Raw genomic sequence first — 19,350 nt, 5'->3', positions numbered from 1 at the left:
AAAATTCCGCCCAGAAGGAGCCCGGCACCATGTTCGATTTCCATCGCAAGTCCGACTTGATCGAGATCCAGCGCTGCCATCAGGCCTTGGCCGGCGTGGAGGCGAAACTGGCGGCGATCAGCCGGTCCATGGCGATCATCGAGTTCGAACCCGATGGCACCATTCTCGATGCCAATGAACAGTTCTGTCGGGCCATGGGCTACAGCGCTGAAGAACTGCGGGGCAAGCATCATCGGCTGTTTTGCGACCCGGGTTACGCCCAGAGTGCCGAGTACCAGCAGTTGTGGCGTGAACTGGGCCAGGGTAAAGCCATCAGCGGCACCTTCGAACGCATCAACAAGGCCGGCGAAGAGGTGTGGCTGGAGGCGAGCTACATGCCTGTGCTCGATGACCAGCAGCAGGTCACCAGCGTGCTCAAGGTCGCCGCTGATATCAGCCAGCGCGTAAAGGACGAGCATGAAAGCGAAAGCCTGATCACGGCCCTTGGCCGCTCCATGGCAGTGATCGAATTCACGCCCCAGGGGCGGGTAATCAAGGCCAACCCGAATTTTCTCAACACCATGGGCTATCGGCTCGAGGAAGTGGTGGGCCGGCATCATGGCTTGTTCTGCCTGCCCCATGAGCGTGAGTCGGCCGAATACCGTGAGTTCTGGGCCTCACTGAACCGTGGCGAATACCATTCCCATCGCTTCGAGCGGGTCAATAAACAAGGCCAGACCGTTTACCTGGAAGCCTCCTACAACCCGATCTTCGACAGCAAGGGGCGACTGTACAAAGTGGTGAAGTTCGCCAGCGACATCACTGCCCAGATCAGCACCCAGCAAAGCGCCGCCGAAGCGGCCCATGCCAGCTCGGTGCAGACCGATGCGTGCGCCCGCAAGGGCACGGAGGTGGTCCAGCAGACGGTCGAGGTAATCGAGCAGATTTCCCAGGACTTGAACGATGCCGCCCGTAACATCGATGCGGTCAGCCGCCAATCCGACGTGATAGGGCAGATCGTGCTGACCATCCGCGGCATTGCCGACCAGACCAATCTGCTGGCATTGAATGCTGCCATCGAGGCTGCGCGTGCAGGAGATCAGGGGCGTGGTTTTGCCGTGGTGGCCGATGAGGTGCGCAGCCTGGCGGCCCGGACCAGCAAGGCGACCCTGGAGATCGTCGATGTGGTGCGGCAGAACCACGACCTGTCACTGACAGCGGTGGCGAGCATGCAATCGAGTTTGTCTCGCACCGGTCAGGGGGTGGCGCTGGCCAACGAGGCCGGTACGGTGATCATGGAGATCCAGCAGGGGTCGCGGCATGTGGTCGACGCCATCAGCCAGATCAGTTCGACGTTGCAATTGCACTGAGGGTATCGGCCAGTTCGCGTTGCAGGCTCTGCAGGCTCGCTTCCAGGCGGCGCTGCAACGCGGCGGTAGGCAGGTCCTGGGCCAGGGCCTGCTCGATGGCCTCGCAGTCGCCGACCACGCCACGCACCCTGACCATTTTGGCGCCACCTTTGATACGGTGTGCCACGGTGCGTAATGCGTCGGCGGGGGGAGTGGGGCCCAGTGCCTGGAGAGTTGCCAGGTCTTCGCGGGCACTCTGCGCCAATTGTTCGAGCAAGCTGCGCGTCAGTTGCTCGTTGTCCTGAGTCAGATGACGGAGTTCCTTGAGGTCAAAGCCGCTTGACGGAGTGCTTGACGGCTCCGGCTGGGCAGGCAGCCGGGGCAGGTGCGCCTTGAGGGTCTGTAGGCCAATCGGTTTGAACAGGCAGTCATCCATGCCACTGGCCAGGCAACGGGCACGCTCCTCGGCCTGGGCGTTGGCGGTGACGCCAATGATGCGGCAGGCGGGTCGCTGCCGTTGGCGCTCGAGCTCGCGAATGCGCCGGGTAAGGGCGTGGCCATCGAGCACCGGCATGCTGCAGTCGGTAATCAGCAGATCGAACGTCGCCTCTTGCCAAAGGGCGAGGGCCACTGCGCCATTCTCGGCGAGGGTTACGCGGTGGCCCAGGCTGGTTAGCTGCTTGTCCAGTAGCAACAGGTTGGCCGGGTAGTCGTCGACCACAAGGATGTGCAGTGGGCTGCCGTCGCTTTCCCGGGCCGGGGTATCGGGCGCAGCGACAGCGGGCTGCTGGCAGGCGGGTAGCCTGAGCAGCACTTCCACCTTCGTGCCAACCCCTTCGACGCTCTGCAGGCTGAGAGTACCTCCCATCAGCTCCGCCAGGGTACGGCTGATGACCAGACCCAGGCCTGCACCTTGGCGAGCCCGTGGTCCATTGGCCTGGGCAAAGCTGGTGAACAGTCGGGCCTGGTCGGCCACACCGATACCAATGCCGGTGTCGCGTACGCACAGTTCGACTTCACGTTTGCCTTCCTCCAGCACCGAGCTCACAGTCAGGCTCGCGATGACTTCGCCGCGGTCGGTGAACTTGATGGCGTTGCTCAGCAGGTTGGAGAGGATCTGCTTGAGCCTGAGAGGGTCGGCCAGCACCCAGACCGGCTCGGGAGGCAAGGCGCTTTGCAGGTGCAGGCCTTTGATCCGGGCATTGCCCTCGAATACACGTGCGGTGGCGCGTACCAACTCGACCAGGTCGATAGGCACCGGTTGAAGCGTCATGTGGCCAGACTCGATGCGCGAGATGTCGAGGATGTCGCCAATCAGCTCGAGCAGGCCCACCGCCGAATCGTGGGCTGTCTGCAAAGTCTGGCGATCGGAGTGCGCGCAGCTGCTGTCTTCCAGGGCCAGCTCCAGCAAGCCGATCACGGCGTTCATCGGCGTGCGGATTTCATGGCTCATGGTTGCCAGGAAGGTGCTTTTGGTCTGGCTGGCCTGTTCGGCATCCTCCTTGGCCTGACGCAGTTGCTCGAGCAGGCCGCGGCTCAGCGCTAGTTGGTCCTGCAGGGCCCTTTGGGCCTCGGTACGCTGCTGAATCAGCTTGCGCAGGTAACTGTTCCAGAACACCACGCCAGCCAGCAGTAACGTGGACAGCACCAGCACTTGCAAGGCCAGGGTGCGATAGTCACGCCATGGACTATCGCTGACCACGGTGCTGGTGCGCCAGCGATTGATCAATTGGTCCAGCTCTTCCGGCGGGATGCTCAGCAGCACCTTGTCGAGGATGCCCTGCAGTACTGGCTGGCCGGGTGCCACGGCGAATGCGGCGACGGCGGGTTCGTCGCCAAGGACGGCGGCAATATGCAGTTTGTCCTTGAAGACGTGGTTGATGTAGTACGTCGCATTGATATGGTTGCTGTAGGCGACATCGGCTTCATCGTTGGCCACGGCCTCCATCAGCCCAAGCGGGTTGTCGACTTCGACGATACTGGCGTGCGGGTACTGGCGTTTCACGTCCGCCAGCTGCGGTGCGCCCCGCAACAAAGCAATTCGCTGGCCATCCAGGGCGGTGGCCTGGGTTGGCGAAGCCAAGGCGCTGCGGGTCACCAGTACCCTGGGGCTGACCAGGTAGGGGCGGGTAAAGCGCAGTTGTCGAGCACGTGCCACGCCGTAGCCTAGCGCGCCGATCATGTCCGCCTGGCCTTGGGCCAGTTGGTCCACCATGGCCTGCACCGAATGCTGCTCGATCAACTTGAACTGCAAGCCGGTGCGCAGGGTGATCTGTTTCAGCAGTTCCAACGTGATGCCACTCAAGCGTTGTTGGGTGTTGTTGAACGTCAGTGGTGCCAGTGCCGGGTTGATCAATACGCTGACGGTAGGGTGCCGGGCGATCCATTCTTCTTCCTCGGCGGTCAGTGCGGCCAGGTGACGCTCCATCAGCAAGCTGGTGTTGCCGCTGGTCCAGCGCCGCAGGATGTTCAGGCGCTCACTCTCGCTGACTCTGTCCAGGGCCTGGTCCACCAGGCGCTTCAGGCGTGGATTGTCATTGGCCAGGGCGAAGGAGAAGGTGCCTCCCGGTGCCAGGCAGAAGTGGTCGATCTTGACCGTGCCTTGGTAGCTCTTGCCGATCAGGAAGTCGGTGCTGATCGCATCACCCAGGTAGGCATCCACCTCGCCCAGTTCGACGGCGGCAAGGCCGGCCTGGGTAGAGCGGTAGAGGCTCAACTGGGCCTTTGGATAAAGCGCGCGTACAGCCTCGCCTGGCAGGTAGTGATCGACCATGGCCAGGCGCAGCCCATCCAGTTCCAGGTTGCTTTTCAGGGAGCGGCCTTCGCGAGTGGCGATGACCGGCAGGTCGTCGGTATAAGGCTGGCTGAGGACCAGGTGGGCATCGTCAGCCTCGAATGCGTTGGAGCTGCCCAACAGGTCGATGCGACCGTCGCGCAGTGCGGCAATCGCTTCGTGGCGATTGGCGAAGCGCATTACCTTGATGGGCACCCCCAGTTGTTCGGCGATCAGTCCGGCGTAGTCTGCGCTCAGGCCTTCGTAGTCCGACAGGCTGGTGTTGATCTCGAACGGCGGATAGTCGGGGCGGGAACTGCCCAGGATCAGTGCCTCGCGCCGCTGGAGCCATTGGCGGTCCTGGGCATCCAGCGTCAACGGCGAGGCAGCGCTCAACGCGCGTGCAAGCAGGTCTCGCGGTTCACCATCGGCCAGTGCGCAAAGGGGCAAGGCCAGGAACAGGGCGAGCAGCATGGTCGACAGTGGGCGCTTCATGGCAGCGGACTGCTCAGTTGACGTTGTTGCGCTTGGCCAGATCGACCATCTCTACCAGCGATTCGGTCTTGAGCTTTTCCATGATGCGCCCGCGATAGGTGCTGATGGTCTTGGCGCTGAGGTTCATGCAGGTACCGATATTCTTGTTGTTTTCGCCCCGCGACAGGCGCCGAAGCACCTCCATCTCACGGTTGGAGAGGCTGCTCAGGCGCACGGTTTCGCTTTCCAGAGAATTGCTGTTCACGGACATCTGCGGGAAGGTCGAGTAGCCTTTGACGAGGGCCTTCAAGGCAAAGATCAGCGCCTCGTGGTCTTCATCCTTGGTGACGAAGGCGCCGATACCGGCATCCAGGCAGCGGCGTACATAGAGGTCGGTGGCCTGGCCGGTAAGCACCATTATCTTCGGTGCGGGTTCCATGTTCTGCAGGCGCTTGATCACCTCCATGCCGTCCAGGCCGGGCAAGCCGATGTCCAGCACCACCACGTCCGGGCGCAGCTCCCGTGCCTTCTGCGCGACTTCACTGCCATCGCCCACTTCGCCGACGACGTGAAAACGTTCGCGCTCAAGTAGCAAGCGCAATGAAAGACGCACGATGGGGTGATCGTCGACGATCAGCACGGTTGTCATGTAGCTAACTCCTGTCGGAAGGTGGTCCGTTTCCTGAAACTGTCAGGAATACGTCTGCATCGGCTTTTTCAGCAGCGCTGCAAGATACTTCCATTCAGGATGATTGGTAACGGCGAGTATAGAACTGTTGAATAAGCAGCCGATACCTGTTGAAAAATCCTACAAGATGCTTGAGATAGGCATCGCCAAGCGAACCCTGGCGATGCCCAAGACAGATCAGGCGCAAGCGGCGTGTGGTTTTAGCACCCGTTCTATGGAGGCGGGGTTGTCGCGAAGAGCCTGGCCTACGCGGCTGGGGCGAGCCACCAATTGCCCAGAGCAGTTCGGGCAGCGGCCTTTCAAACGGGTATCGGCGCACGCACGGCAGAACGTGCACTCGAAGGAACAGATGAACGCATCCGGGCTGTCACCCGGCAGATCGGCATTGCAGCATTCGCAATTCGGGCGTAGCTCCAGCATGGACGTGACTCCGGTTCGAGAGAGGTACAGCGGAGTCTGCTACGGGCTTCAGGCGCTTGGCAATGGTCAATCGCCAGGGCGATACAGGTGGGCGTGACCTGCCCGATACAGGGCGGACTCGGCAAAGGGGGCATCCCCAAGTACATGGCCGACGAGAATCAGCGAGGTGCGGCGAAAGCCCTTGGCCGCCACGCGTTCGACGATATTCCCAAGGTTTCCACGCACCCAGTCCTGATCGGGCCAGGTGGCGCGATGGATCACGGCGATCGGGCAATCAGGGCCATAGTGGGGCATCAGCTCGTCCACGATACGCGGCAGGTGCTTCACCCCTAGATGAATGGCCAGGGTGCTGCCATGGCGGGCCAAGTCGCCCAATTGCTCGCCAGCCGGCATGGGGGAGCTGTCCCCGTAGCGTGTGAGAATCACGGTTTGCGCCACATCGGGCAGTGTCAGCTCGCAGCCGAGCAGGGCGGCGCTGGCGGCAGCGGCGGTAACGCCAGGTACGATCTGATAGTCGATGCCAAGTTCGCGCAGGTGGCGGATCTGTTCACCGATGGCGCCATAGAGACTTGGATCGCCGCTGTGGACACGAGCTACATCCAGCCCCTTTTCATGGGCATCGCGCATCGCCTCGATGATTTGCTCCAAGTGAAGCTGGGCACTGTTGATGACGGTGTGTGCCTGATGGCCTTCGAGGACGGCTGGCGGAACCAGCGAACCTGCGTAGATGATCACGGGGCACTGACGGATCAGGCGCTGGCCCTTGACCGTGATCAGATCCGGGTCGCCGGGGCCGGCACCAATGAAGTAGACCGTCATGGAGAGTCCTTGCAGATAAATGAATGAAGCGATTATCGGCCACAAGCAAGGGCGAGGGTAGCCGGGCCGAGCACAAGACGGGGCACGACAAGCCTGGCCGAACCGTGATGGTGGGTGGCAAGCGCCAATGCGGCACTCTCCGCCACGCCCCAGCAGCCGCTGTGGGCGAACACCGTTGGTGAACGGTGGCTCAATAGCGGTTCGAATGGCTGTAGTTGTACCGAGTCGAATACGGTTAGCGGAAGGCCCAGTCGCGCGCAGAGTTGCCGCAACCCTGGTTCATCGGCCTTGGTTGGAATGCTGGCAATGCCGCCAAGTGCCGTCAGTGGCAGGCCATGCGCATCCAGTGTCTGGCGTAGCAGGGTGTCGAGCGTGGCCGCCGGGCAGCCTTCGCGGCAACCGAAGCCTGCATAGAGCAGGGACGAGGACACCCCGCAGGCCATCAAGCCTGGCTGGAGCGACGGTACAGCCAAGCGCTGATCAGGCCCAGCGCTACCCAGAAGGCCGCGTTGGTCAGCCAGGAGGCGAACACGAATTGGGTTTCCAGCGCTTCGGGGGCCAGGCTTTGATGCACTTCAGGCTGCGGCGCGCCGATCACGTGTGGCAGCACCAGCAGGGCGGCGCCCACGACCTTGAGCAAACCGTGGCGAGCGAAAACCAGCAGTGCCAGGCCCAGTGCGGTCGCTGCAGCGGTGCCGATCCACCAGGTTTGGCGTTGCCCCAGTTCAGCGGCGGCCGTGCCGGGCAGTTCCGGTGGCAAGCCAAGGGTGGGCGCCAGGCAGAACACCGCGAAACCGGCCAGGCCCCACAGTGCGCCGGTGGCTACGCGGCTGGGTTCGCGCAGGCTGTACAGTGCAGCCAGGATCAGCGCGAAACCAACGGCCACGACGAGATTGCCGCCAGTGGTGGACAGCACGCGTTGCCAGCCATCTTCCGGCGACCAGGCTTGTTCACTGTGTTCGTGGGTGTGAGCGGCTTGGCCCTCATGGCTGTGCGGCTCGACAGCGGGGGGAGCGGACTCGTAGGTTTCCGCTTCGAGGATCAGGGGTGTAACCCAGAAACTCTGCAGCAAAGTCAGCAGGAGGGCGGCAAGCAGGCCGCTGAAGCCTGCCGTACGGGCGATGCGCTTGATCATGCGGGCAGGCTCAGTGGCAGGGGAAGGCGGCGCTGTGGCGAGTATCGTGGGCGGCGTTGTGCACTGCCTCAATGTGCGAAAACCCTGCGAAGTAGACCAGGCACAGGCCCAGCAGGCTGGCACCAACGGCGATGACGACACGCTGGCTCAGGGTAACGGGGGTGGCGACGGTGTGTTTGGCGCTGGTGACGGGCATGACGCGTTCCTCTGCTTTTTGTGGGCAATGGGCAGGCGCGGCAACCCCGAGCGCGAAGTGCCCAGGGGAATGCGACAGCGCCCGCCCACCGCGGGGTGTTCATGAACGCCAGGCCGGTCTCCGGGCTCACGAGGAGGAGCAGGGCTCCTTGTAAAGGGTCACCTTCCCATGCCAGGGGTGCTGGCACAGTGGTCTAGACGCTTCGCTCGCTTACCGTTGCGGGGGCAGCACCGGCTTTGTCCACCCCTGTCGGGGGTTGTGACGCACCGGTTTCCCGTTTCACCCCTGATGGGGCACCTGAACGCAAGGCGTAAGGAGAGCACGGGGCGGGATGCACGTCAAATGCAGTTACATTTCAACAGCGATTTTGCGTTGTTGTCGCTTTGTTGTTGCTCCTCTATGCGGGTTGGTTCAGGCGCAGCCAAATGCGAGGGCAGGGGGCCGAGCGTAGGTTTTCCCGGGAGCAAGCCCGTAGCGAGGGGACCCCGGAGCGCAGCGTAGGGGCCGGAGTAGGTCGCCGTAAAGGCGAAAGGGTTAATGTGCGCCTCCATGGTGAATGAATATTCACGCTATCTGAATGCCGTCCTTAAATCTGGGCTTTGAAGTTTGAAGTTTGAAGTTTGAAGTTTTGGTTTCTGGATGCGTGAGCATATCCATTTGCCAAGGTGACGCTCAATCACCTTTCCGCTCTTACAGCGGGTCACTTTTTGGCAGACGCCCCAAAAAGTAACCAAAAAAGTCTGGCTCCTATCATCCGGCCCCTGCGCTGCGCTCCGGGGTTCCCTCGCTCCGGGCTTGCTCCGGGAGGACCGCGCTGAACGGCCCCTCCTGGGCCGCAGCGCTTGACGGGCATCCATGCCCGTCACCTCCCTGCGCAAGCCCTGCGCTCGGCCTCCTGAAGTCGCACCAGGTGGCGTCTGAACTACCGCGCGCTAGAAGCAAGAGCAAAGCGAAGCAAAAGAAAATTTGCCTCGCATTTATAGTTTTAATATTGAATGTGCGGCTGGTTCAGTTGTTGTTGTTGTTGTTGTTGTTGTTGTTGTTGTTGTTGTTGTTGTTGTTGTTCGGGTTTGGTATTTCATGCTCCGCTTTTGCTTTTAATGCGCGATATTCCAGGCGCTGCAAATTGCGACGTCAGTAGGCCGAGCGTAGGGCTTGCGGAGGGAGGTGACGGGCATGGATGCCCGTCAAGCGCTGCGGCCCAGGAGGGGCCGTTCAGCGCGGTCCTCCCGGGAGCAAGCCCGTAGCGAGGGAACCCCGAAGCGAAGCGTAGGGGCCGGATGATAGGAGCCAGCGGTTTTTGCCTACTTTTGCCCAAGAGCAAAAGTAGGTCGCCGTAAAGGCGAAAAGGTGAATGAGCGCCTCCATGGCGAATGGATATTCACGCTATCTGAATGCCGCCCTTAAATCTGTGCTTTGAAGTTTGAAGTTTGAAGTTTGAAGTTTGAAGTTTGAAGTTTGAAGTTTGAAGTTTGAAGTTTGAAGTTTGAAGTTTTGGTTTCTGGATACGTGAGCATATCCATTTGCCAAGGTGACGCTCAATCACCTTTCCGCTCTTACAGCGGGTCACTTTTTGGCAGACGCCCCAAAAAGTAACCAAAAAAGTCTGGCTCCTATCATCCGGCCCCTGCGCTGCGCTCCGGGGTTCCCTCGCTCCGGGCTTGCTCCGGGAGGACCGCGCTGAACGGCCCCTCCTGGGCCGCAGCGCTTGACGGGCATCCATGCCCGTCACCTCCCTGCGCAAGCCCTGCGCTCGGCCTCCTGAAGTCGCATGAGGTGGCGCCTGAACTACCGCGCGCTAGAAGCAAGAGCAAAGCGAAGCAAAAGAAAATTTGCCTCGCATTTATGGTTTTAATATTGAATGTGCGGCTGGTTCAGTTGTTGTTGTTGTTGTTCGGATTAGGTATTTCAAGCGCCGCTTTTGCTTTTCATGCGCGATATCCCAGACGCTGCAAATTGCGACGTCAGTAGGCCGAGCGTAGGGCTTGCGGAGGGAGGTGACGGGCATGGATGCCCGTCAAGCGCTGCGGCCCAGGAGGGGCCGTTCAGCGCGGTCCTCCCGGGAGCAAGCCCGTAGCGAGGGAACCCCGAAGCGAAGCGTAGGGGCCGGATGATAGGAGCCAGCGGTTTTTGCCTACTTTTGCCCAAGAGCAAAAGTAGGTCGCCGTAAAGGCGAAAAGGTGAATGAGCGCCTCCATGGCGAATGGATATTCACGCTATCTGAATGCCGCCCTTAAATCTGTGCTTCAAAGTTTTGGTTTATGGATGCATGGGCATATCCATTTGCCAAAGCGACGCTCAACCACCTTTCCGCTCTTACAGCGGGTCACTTTTTGGCAGACGCCCCAAAAAGTAGCCAAAAAGGTCTGGCGGCATGACTCACCCACATGGGTTACAAATCAGATCACGCACATAGGTAACAGTCTTTGACTGACAGGGTCGGTATTCGAGGTTCTGACCATGCCTTGGCGAGAGCTGAAACCTATGGACCTGAAAATGCTTTTCATCGCGGATTCCTGCAAGGGGCGCCCAGCTTCAGCGCCCCATGCCAGGCCTACGAGATCAGCCGAAAGACCGGCTACAAATGGGTCGAGCGATTGTGCGAACAGTTGACCACCTGCCACCCCACGCGTAGCCTTGCCGCTTCGAGGTTCTTCGGCTGCGCCGAAGCTAAGACGGGAACGCGGTACAAGCCGCGGCTGCCCCCGCAACTGTAAGCACCGACAACGGATCGACACAGCCACTGCGCCCAAGCGCGGGAAGGCGTCATCCCACAAGCCCCCGCAGAGAGAGGGCGAAGCAGTGCAAGCCAGGAGACCTGCCTCGGACGATTTCGACTTTCAACCGGGCGGGGTGATCCGGTGGCGAACAAGCCCGGCCACTGGCCCGTGGCTCTCGTCCCGCATGCCCGCCATCCTGCCAAGGGCATTGCGACATGAAAACACTGGCCAAGCTACCCGTCACCATCGTCACCGGCTTCCTCGGCTCGGGCAAAACCACGTTGCTCCGGCACATGCTCGACAATGCCCAAGGCCGCCGTATCGCGGTAATCGTCAATGAATTCGGCGAACTGGGCATCGACGGCGAAATTCTCAAGCAGTGCAGCATCGGTTGCACCGAGGAAGAAGCCAGCGGACGCGTCTACGAACTGGCCAATGGCTGCCTGTGCTGCACCGTACAGGAAGAGTTCTTCCCAGTAATGCGCGAATTGGTGGCGCGCCGTGGCGACCTCGACCACATTCTCATTGAAACCAGCGGCCTGGCCCTGCCAAAACCCCTGGTACAGGCCTTCCAGTGGCCGGAAATTCGCAATGCCTGCACTGTGGACGCCGTCATCACCGTGGTCGACAGCCCGGCGGTGGCCGCCGGCACATTCGCAGCCTATCCAGACCAGGTAGATGCCCAGCGCAAGCTCGACCCCAACCTGGACCACGAATCGCCGCTGCACGAACTGTTCGCCGACCAACTGGCCAGTGCCGACCTGGTGGTGCTCAACAAGGCCGACCTGATCGACGCCCAAGGCCTGGCTAAGGTCCGGGCGGAAGTCGCCGAAGAGCTGCCGCCAGCAGTCAAGGTGATCGAAGCCAGCAGCGGTCGCCTGCCACTGGACGTACTACTGGGCGTGGGGGCTGAATCCGAGGCGCATATCGACGGTCGCCGCACCCACCACGATTCGCACCACGATGACGACGACCATGACGATCATGACCACGATGCCTTCGACTCCATCTCCATCGACCTGCCCGAAGCCGATGAAAGCTTGCTGCTCGATGCCCTGACCCAGTTGGTGGTCGAATTCGGCATTCTGCGCGCCAAAGGCTTCGCGGCCATTCCGGGCAAGCCGATGCGCCTGCTGGTGCAGGGCGTGGGCACGCGCTTCGACAAGCATTTCGATCGCGCCTGGCGCGCCGACGAGCCGCGTATCACCCGCCTGGTGCTGATCGGCCAGGAGCTGAACGCCAGTGAACTGGAAGCGCGACTGCGCAAGGCCCTGGGCGCCTGACCCATGCACCTGCTGCGGACCCAGCCCGGCGGTTTCGTGCCGGACGACAGCATCGCCGACCTCGGCCAGACCCCCGCCGACCTGGTGATCCTCTGCAGCGGCGATTCGCACCTGGCGTTGCTCGCCGACACCGCCGAGCAACTGCCGCCTGGCTTCCCCAGCGTACGTCTGGCCAACCCTATGCAGGTGCAGAACCATGCTTCGGTCGACCTGTATGTCGATCAGGTGCTGCGCCATGCCAAGGTGATCCTGGTCTCGCTGCACGGCGGCGTCGGCTACTGGCGCTATGGCGTCGAACAGCTGGTCGAACTGGCAGCGCGCGGGGTGCAGTTGATTCTGGTGCCCGGCGATGATCGCCCGGACCCCGAACTTACCGGTTTGAGCACGGTGGCCCCCGAGCAGGCGGACCGCCTGTGGCACTACCTGCGCCAGGGCGGCAAGGCCAATGCCGTCAACCTGTTCAACTGCATCGCTAGCCAGTGGCTGGGCTGCGACTACGCCTGGGACGAGCCTCAACCGCTGCCCCGGACCGCCGTCTATCACCCCACCAAGGCCAGTGCATCAATCCAAGACTGGTATGGCCATTGGCGCCCGGAACAGCCGGTGGCACCGGTGCTGTTTTACCGCTCGCACTTGCAGGCGGCCAATACCGCATTCATCGACGTGTTTTGCAAGCGCTTGCAGAAGGCCGGGCTCAATCCATTGCCCATCGCGGTGGCCAGCCTCAAGGAAAGCGCCTGCCTGGAGCAGGTCGAGGCCTGGCTGGAAGAGGTCGAAGCCGAAGTCCTGATCAACACGACCGGGTTTGCCCTGTCCAGCCCAGAGCGACCCAATTCGCGACCATTCCGGCGCGACATTCCAGTTCTGCAAGCGATCTGCGCCCAGGACAACCAGCCCGGCTGGGAGGCAAGCGAGCAGGGCCTGGGCGCCCGCGACCTGGCCATGCATATCGCCTTGCCCGAGCTTGACGGGCGCATCATCACCCGGCCAGTGAGTTTCAAGGATCTGGCCTGGCGCAGCGAGCGTAGCCAGGCGGACGTGGTGTGCTACCGCGCCCATCCCGAGCGCATGGATTTCGTTGCCGAGTTGGCGCGCCGCTGGGTGGAGCTTGCGCGCCTGCCCAATGGCCAGAAACGCATCGCCCTGGTGCTGGCCAACTACCCGACCCGTGACGGGCGCATTGGCAACGGTGTCGGCCTGGATACGCCGGCCGCTGCATTGAATATCCTCAAGGCCCTGCAGGACGAGGGGTATCCGACGAGCGAGCTGCCTGGCAGCGGCACCGCGTTGATCCATCAACTGCTGGGCGGTGTCACCAACGACCTCGACCACGTGGACCAGCGCCCCTGTGCCCAGAGCCTGAGCCTGGCGGATTATCAGGCAGCCTTTGAACGTCTGCCGGATGCCAACCGCCAAGCCGTGCTGGAGCGCTGGGGGCCGCCCGAGCAGGACCCGATGTTCCGCAGTGGCCGCCTGATGGTAGCGGGTCTGCGCTTTGGCCTGACCTTCGTTGGCATCCAGCCCGCACGCGGCTACCAGGTCGATCCCAGCGCCGTCTACCACGACCCCGATCTGGTTCCGCCGCACGGCTACCTGGCGTTCTACTTCTGGATGCGTCATGCCTACGCCGCCGATGCGGTGATCCATGTCGGCAAGCACGGCAACCTCGAATGGCTGCCTGGCAAGGGGGTCGGCCTATCCGCCCAATGTTGGCCCGATGCATTGCTAGGGCCGCTGCCGAACATCTACCCGTTCATCGTCAACGACCCGGGTGAGGGCGCACAGGCAAAGCGCCGTACCCAAGCGGTGATCATCGACCACCTGATGCCGCCACTGACCCGCGCCGAAACCTACGGCCCGCTGCGCCACCTGGAACAACTGGCCGATGAATACTACGAGGCGCAACTGCTTGACCCGCGGCGTGCCCGCGAGCTTCAGCGCGACATACTCGAACTGGTCAAGGTCAACCATATCGACCGCGAACTTCAGCTCGAAGGCCAGCTGGACGACGCAACGGTATGGTTGCCGCGTCTGGATACGTACCTGTGCGACCTCAAGGAGTCGCAGATCCGCGATGGCTTGCATGTGTTCGGCCAATCTCCTGAAGGACGGCTGCGCCTAGATACCTTGCTCGCCTTGCTGCGGGTAGAGCGTGGCGATGGTCGTGGTGGCAACGCCAGCTTGCCGCGAGCCCTGGCCAAGGCGCTGGAACTTGGCTTCGATCCGCTGGACTGCGAGCTCGGTCAACCCTGGCAAGGGCCGCGCCCCGACGTGTTGCAGGCCGTCAGCGGTTCGGCGTGGCGAACCTGTGGCGACACCCGCGAACGCCTCGAACTGATGGCCTTGCAGGTGATCGAGCAAGCCCTGGCCGGCACGCTGCGACTGCCCGAGCAAGCCCCGTGGCAGTCGGTACGTGAGGTGGTGCAGGCGCTGCAGGACGAGGTCGCGCCGAATCTGGATGCTTGTGGGGCGGCCGAAATCGGCAGCCTGCTGGCAGCGCTGGAGGGGCGCTTCGTGCCTGCCGGCCCCAGTGGTGCGCCCAGCCGTGGCCGTCTGGACGTACTGCCCACCGGCCGCAATTTCTACACCGTGGATGTACGCAACCTGCCCACGACCACGGCTTGGCGCCTGGGCTTCGCTTCGGCCAACCTTGTCTTGGAGCGTCATCTGCAGGACCATGGCGACCATCTGCGCCAATTGGGCCTGTCGGTCTGGGGCACGGCAACCATGCGCACGGGGGGCGACGACATCGCCCAGGCCATGGCATTGATGGGCGTTCGGCCGGTGTGGGCGACCGGTAGCCAGCGGGTCGATGATTTCGAGATATTGCCCCTGAGCCTGCTGGACCGCCCTCGGGTGGACGTGACCTTGCGTGTTTCGGGCTTTTTCCGAGATGCCTTCGGAAACCTGATCCGGCTGTTCGATGCCGCCGTGCAAGCGGTGGCTGCACTGGATGAGCCAGATGACCTTAACCCTCTGGCGGCTCGGGTGCGCAGTGAGCGTGAAGTGCTGATCGCACAAGGCGTCTCGGCCGAGCAGGCCGCCCGTGAAGCGGGTTGGCGGGTTTTCGGTGCCAAGCCAGGCGCCTATGGCGCCGGCGTGCAGAACGCCATCGATGGACGCTTGTGGCAGCAGCGTGAGGACCTGGCCGAGGTCTACCTCAACCACGGTGGTTATGCCTATGGCAGCGCTGACCAGGGCACACCGGCACGCACTCAGTTCGCCCGTCGCCTGAGTCAGGTGCAGGCGGTGTTGCAGAACCAGGACAACCACGAGCACGACGTGCTCGACTCCAACGACTATTACCAATTCCAGGGTGGCATGCTGGCGGCCTCGGAGACGCTGGCCGGTACGACAGTGGCCAGTTATCACGGCGATCACAGCCAGGTCGACCGCCCCCGTATCCGTACCCTGAAGGAAGAGCTGAACCGGGTCATTCGTGCGCGTGCGCTGAACCCCAAGTGGATCGACGGGGTGAAGCGCCACGGTTACAAGGGGGCTTTCGAAATGGCCGCGACGGTCGACAACCTGTTCGCCTTCGATGCCACCACGCACCTGATCGATGACCATCATTACCAGTCCCTGGCCGATGCCTATGTGCTCGACCCGGCGACGCGCGAATTCATGCGCGAGCACAATCCAGAGGCCCTGCGCGATCTGACCGAGCGCTTGCTGGAGGCTCAGCAACGAGGCCTCTGGCAGGCCCCAGGCGATTATCGAGAGGCCCTCGAGGAGCAGTTGCTCGACGGCGAGGAACAGGCTTGAAATGAGTGAACCCGTACAATTTCCCCTGGCGGCCGTGGTTGGCGCCGACGACCTCAAGCTGGCGCTGTGCCTGACGGCCATCGACCCGAGGATTGGCGGCGTACTGATCGAAGGTCCGCGCGGCATGGCCAAGAGCACCTTGGCGCGTGGTTTGGCGGATTTGCTGGGTGAAGGGCCGTTTGTCACCTTGCCTTTGGGCGCCAGTGAAGAGCGGCTGGTCGGTACGCTTGACCTGGACGCGGCGCTGGGCCAGGGCAAGGCGCAGTTTTCCCCAGGAGTGTTGGCCCAGGCTGACGGCGGCGTGTTGTACGTCGATGAAGTCAACCTGCTGCCCGATACCCTGGTGGACTTGCTGCTGGATGTGGCGGCCAGCGGAACCAACCGAGTCGAGCGCGACGGCATTTCTCATCGCCACAGCGCCCGGTTCGTGCTGATTGGCACGATGAACCCGGAAGAGGGCGAGCTGCGCCCGCAACTGCTGGACCGGTTTGGCTTGAATGTGGCTCTTGAAGGGGTGCCTACCCCAGACGCTCGTCAGCACATCATTCGCCGCCGTCTGGCTTTTGACAGCGACCCTCAAGCGTTCTGCGCGCAATGGGCCGCAGCCCAGGCGCAACTGCGTGAACGCTGTCAGGCCGCGCGTCAGCGGCTCGAGCGTATTGCCCTGGATGACCAGGCTCTGGCCTGGATCACCGAGCGCTGCTTCGCCGCTGGCGTCGATGGCCTGCGTGCCGATCTGGTCTGGCTGCGAGCAGCCCGCGCCCACTGCGCCTGGCGCGGCGCCGAAGTCATTGCAGAGGAAGATGTCGACGCCGTAGCGGAGTTCGCCCTGCGCCACCGCCGTCGGGTCTCGCCCCCCGCCATGCCGCCATCGGCAGCGCCTGAGGGCGGCCAAGGAGAAGGGCAAAGGCAAGGCGGGCAGGGTGATTGGGGCGCCATGGCGCCTCAGCCGGTAGCCACCGGGGCCCGCCGCGAGGTGCCGAACTGGGCAAAAAAGCCCTGAGCATCCGCCCGCCTGACGCCAAGGCGACGGATGCCAGGCCCCGCGTCGGACCGCTCAAGGGCGCCAGCCGGGGCCGTGTTCAGGCGGCTGCCACCGGCCGGGTTGCCTGGTTGCCGACCCTGCTCAAGGGGCGGCCACGCGTGCGCAAGGATCTGTGCTGGCAACAGCGGCGGGCCCAAGCGAACGAATTATGGCTGGTGATCGTCGACGCCTCAGCGTCGACCCGTCGTCACCAGGCGTTGGCACACACCAAAGGGCTGCTGGCAGAGCTGTTCGACCAGGCCTATCGCCAGCGAGCGCGTCTGGCCTTGCTGACCGCCAGCGGAGGTACGCCACAATGGCAGCGCCATGGCCTCAAGGCCTCTGCAGCGTTGCAACCCTGGTTGCAGGCGCTGGGCGCCGGTGGTGGTACCCCCCTGATCGCGGCCTTGGACCAGGCTCGTCAGTGGCTGCTGGCGCGGCGCAAGGCCTGTCCACAGGAGCTGCAGCGCTGCCTGGTGTTCACCGATGGCCGCCTGCAGCGTTGGGGCGCTGTGCAACCACTGGCTTGCGACACCCTGCTGGTGGATATGGAAATGGCGCCAGTACGCCTGGGGCGTGCCAGACAATTGGCCGAAGAACTGCAAGCCGAATACCGGCACCTGCAAAACTTCAAGGTAATGCAAAAGTGACACTTGTCAGCAGGCTGCGACACTGTGCCGCAATAAGGAAAGTTGCCGTGGCAGTAACAGCACATGTTTCACAGGTGCGTGCACTGGCACGCACTTGTGTCACCCGCAGCTATTACTTCGGCATCGACCAAGGTTGCAGGTCATAACCTTTTTCGGAGAGTTCGGCACGCACTTCCTCGATCAGGTTCGCCCATTGCGCTGGGTCGGAATAGATACGCGAGGAAACCTGTTTGCTGCCGATACGGGTGCTGGTCCGGTCGATGACTGCCAGACTCAGCTCGCCCGAACCGTTTGGGGCATCCCAGGCAACGCACTGGAAGGGTTCAAAGGCATGGTCGGCAATCAGCAGTGCTTCGTTGACACGGAGCGGGGCATTCATGGTTCGGTCTCTCTATGGTCCCAAACATCGAAGTGAAGTCCGCGTTGTCGAGTGCTCGCTAAAACATTTCGCGATACGCAGCGCGGGGTTATTCGTACTGATGCTCCAAGTCGGTGTTCAAGTCACATGGCAGTTGTAAATTTTTTGGGGGCGGAGAAATGACTCTCCATTCTACGCCCCGTGTGACGTCATCAACCGGTGAAAATTCCCTTGTCGAATTGTAGCCACTCCCGTTTACAGACAAACGGTAGTGGGCGGCGCCAAGTTCGTTGCTACTGTTAATTCGGGCGTCGCAACTTACTGTTTTCATGTAAAAAACCATAATTTGGCGCCAAGGAAAGGTTATGCACGAGCCTGCATCTCAACGCCGCTTGCTCATTGTCGATCCTTGCGACGATTGCCACCGTCTTTTGCCAGGCCTGAGTGGAGCGGGCTGGGACGTGCATAGCTGTACGCTGGGCGCTGCGCTGGAGTACCCATGCGATGTCGGCTTGCTGCGCCTGCAGGCGTCGCACCTGCGCCACCCCGACGCAGTCAAGGACATGATCAAGCGCAGCAACACCGAATGGATTGCCGTGTTGAGCGCTGAAGAGCTGCGCATGCAGAACGTCGGAGATTTCGTCTGCGAGTGGTTCTTCGATTTCCACACCTTGCCGTTCGATGTGTCCAGGGTTCAGGTTACCTTGGGGCGTGCGTTTGGCATGGCGCGCTTGCGTGGCAAAGGTGCGATGCAGGTGGAGGAGCTTGAGCACGAACTGCTTGGCGACAGCAGGCCCATCCGTGAACTGCGCAAGTTGTTGGGCAAACTGGCGCCGACCGAATCGCCGGTGCTGATCCGGGGAGAAAGTGGCACGGGCAAAGAGTTGGTGGCCCGCACGTTGCACCGTCAGTCGCAACGCTTCGATCAACCGTTTATCGCCATTAACTGCGGCGCGATCCCGGAACACCTGATCCAGTCCGAACTGTTCGGTCATGAAAAGGGGGCTTTCACGGGTGCCCACCAGCGCAAGGTCGGGCGAATCGAAGCAGCGCACGGCGGTACGCTCTTTCTCGATGAAATCGGTGACTTGCCGTTGGAGTTGCAAGCCAATTTGCTGCGTTTTCTGCAAGAGAAGCACATCGAACGGGTGGGAGGCAGCCAACCTATCCCCGTTGACGTCAGGGTACTGGCCGCGACCCATGTGGACCTGGAAAAGGCCATCGAACAGGGCCGCTTTCGCGAAGACCTCTATTACCGGCTGAACGTCCTGCAGGTCGTGACTGCGCCCCTGCGTGACCGCCATGGTGACCTGTCGATGCTCGCCAACCACTTTTCGCATTTCTACAGCCTGGAAACAGGGCGCAGACCGCGTTCGTTCAGCGACCATGCGCTGGCTGCGATGGGCCGACACGACTGGCCGGGTAATGTGCGGGAACTGGCCAATCGTGTGAGGCGAGGTTTGGTCCTGGCCGAAGGGCGGCAGATTGAGGCGCAGGACCTTGGTTTGCAGGTAGTGGAGCAACAGGATCAACCGCTGGGCACGCTGGAGGACTACAAGCACCGCGCGGAACGTCAGGCATTGTGCGATGTGCTCAACCGGCACAGCGATAACCTGAGCATCGCGGCGCGGGTGCTCGGGGTGTCGCGGCCAACCTTCTATCGCCTGCTGCACAAGCATCAGATCAGGTAAGCATTCAGCCGGGCTGACTCAACGTG

Annotated in this window: 14 protein-coding genes, 2 pseudogenes and 2 riboswitches; of the genes and pseudogenes, 8 read left to right on the top strand and 8 right to left on the bottom strand. The window is 62.2% G+C overall.

The genetic code is table 11. The annotated features are described in order from the left end of the window. Positions 1–29 precede the first annotated feature (29 nt). Positions 30–764, top strand: a pseudogene (locus tag IF103_RS25410) (PAS domain-containing protein); the annotation flags it as partial. A gap of 12 nt (positions 765–776) precedes the next feature. Further along, positions 777–1,349: a methyl-accepting chemotaxis protein gene (locus IF103_RS25405; RefSeq protein WP_412458212.1), complete on the top strand. Its 573-nt coding sequence runs from the start codon at positions 777–779 to the stop codon at positions 1,347–1,349. Here the strand turns inward: IF103_RS25405 and IF103_RS13120 are convergent. From IF103_RS13120 to IF103_RS13090, 7 genes are all read right to left on the bottom strand, one after another. Beyond that, positions 1,324–4,596 (bottom strand): transporter substrate-binding domain-containing protein, encoded by a 3,273-nt coding sequence (locus IF103_RS13120; protein ID WP_202675383.1) that lies wholly within the window; start codon positions 4,594–4,596, stop codon positions 1,324–1,326. The genes IF103_RS25405 and IF103_RS13120 overlap by 26 nt on opposite strands. Before the next feature lie 13 nt (positions 4,597–4,609). Beyond that, positions 4,610–5,224 carry a response regulator transcription factor gene (locus IF103_RS13115; RefSeq protein WP_023380819.1) on the bottom strand — a complete coding sequence of 205 codons (615 nt, stop codon included), beginning with the start codon at positions 5,222–5,224 and terminating at the stop codon, positions 4,610–4,612. Positions 5,225–5,440: 216 nt separating this feature from the next. After that, on the bottom strand, positions 5,441–5,683 hold the full coding sequence (locus IF103_RS13110) for a DUF1272 domain-containing protein (protein WP_023380818.1): 243 nt from the start codon (positions 5,681–5,683) through the stop codon (positions 5,441–5,443). Positions 5,684–5,749: 66 nt separating this feature from the next. After that, entirely contained in the window at positions 5,750–6,502 is a 753-nt protein-coding gene (gene cobM, locus IF103_RS13105; RefSeq protein WP_027906681.1) for a precorrin-4 C(11)-methyltransferase, read from the bottom strand. A gap of 32 nt (positions 6,503–6,534) precedes the next feature. Continuing rightward, complete coding sequence (locus tag IF103_RS13100) at positions 6,535–6,945, bottom strand: cobalamin biosynthesis protein (protein ID WP_202676168.1); 411 nt, start codon at positions 6,943–6,945, stop codon at positions 6,535–6,537. Beyond that, the gene (locus IF103_RS13095) at positions 6,945–7,637 is read right to left on the bottom strand and encodes a CbtA family protein (protein WP_023380815.1); all 693 of its coding nucleotides are present in this window, start codon (positions 7,635–7,637) and stop codon (positions 6,945–6,947) included. The genes IF103_RS13100 and IF103_RS13095 overlap by 1 nt, the downstream gene beginning before the upstream one ends. Before the next feature lie 10 nt (positions 7,638–7,647). Next, positions 7,648–7,833 (bottom strand): CbtB domain-containing protein, encoded by a 186-nt coding sequence (locus IF103_RS13090; RefSeq protein ID WP_023380814.1) that lies wholly within the window; start codon positions 7,831–7,833, stop codon positions 7,648–7,650. A gap of 94 nt (positions 7,834–7,927) precedes the next feature. Next, a riboswitch (cobalamin riboswitch) is annotated at positions 7,928–8,149 on the bottom strand. 2,144 nt (positions 8,150–10,293) lie between these two features. Here IF103_RS13090 and IF103_RS24915 point away from each other — a divergent pair. The 5 genes and pseudogenes from IF103_RS24915 to IF103_RS13070 all read left to right on the top strand — a co-directional run. Next, positions 10,294–10,430: pseudogene (locus tag IF103_RS24915) on the top strand (IS481 family transposase); the annotation flags it as partial. Between the two features lie 34 nt (positions 10,431–10,464). Beyond that, positions 10,465–10,673: riboswitch (cobalamin riboswitch) on the top strand. Positions 10,674–10,768: 95 nt separating this feature from the next. After that, complete coding sequence (cobW, locus tag IF103_RS13085; protein ID WP_023380813.1) at positions 10,769–11,836, top strand: cobalamin biosynthesis protein CobW; 1,068 nt, start codon at positions 10,769–10,771, stop codon at positions 11,834–11,836. A gap of 3 nt (positions 11,837–11,839) precedes the next feature. Further along, a complete protein-coding gene (cobN, locus tag IF103_RS13080) occupies positions 11,840–15,601 on the top strand; it encodes a cobaltochelatase subunit CobN (protein ID WP_202675382.1) in 3,762 nt (1,253 codons plus the stop codon). A 1-nt stretch (position 15,602) separates the two neighbouring features. Continuing rightward, a complete protein-coding gene (locus IF103_RS13075) occupies positions 15,603–16,604 on the top strand; it encodes a magnesium chelatase ATPase subunit I (RefSeq protein WP_023380811.1) in 1,002 nt (333 codons plus the stop codon). 110 nt (positions 16,605–16,714) lie between these two features. Then, positions 16,715–17,275: a vWA domain-containing protein gene (locus IF103_RS13070; protein WP_027907332.1), complete on the top strand. Its 561-nt coding sequence runs from the start codon at positions 16,715–16,717 to the stop codon at positions 17,273–17,275. Positions 17,276–17,387: 112 nt separating this feature from the next. Here the strand turns inward: IF103_RS13070 and IF103_RS13065 are convergent, their stop codons facing one another. Further along, positions 17,388–17,654, bottom strand: coding sequence for a hypothetical protein (locus IF103_RS13065; protein WP_023380809.1), 267 nt, complete (start codon positions 17,652–17,654; stop codon positions 17,388–17,390). 344 nt (positions 17,655–17,998) lie between these two features. On the opposite strand from IF103_RS13065, the gene IF103_RS13060 reads away from it, so the two are divergent. Next, a complete protein-coding gene (locus tag IF103_RS13060; protein WP_023380808.1) occupies positions 17,999–19,324 on the top strand; it encodes a sigma-54 dependent transcriptional regulator in 1,326 nt (441 codons plus the stop codon). The last annotated feature ends 26 nt before the right edge of the window (positions 19,325–19,350 follow it).

The sequence above is a fragment of the Pseudomonas sp. SK2 genome, assembly GCF_016772395.1.
In the GTDB taxonomy this organism is placed as follows: Bacteria; Pseudomonadota; Gammaproteobacteria; order Pseudomonadales; family Pseudomonadaceae; genus Aquipseudomonas; species Aquipseudomonas taiwanensis.
Note: the sequence above shows the minus strand (reverse complement) of the source record. Positions and strands in the feature narration are given on the sequence as shown.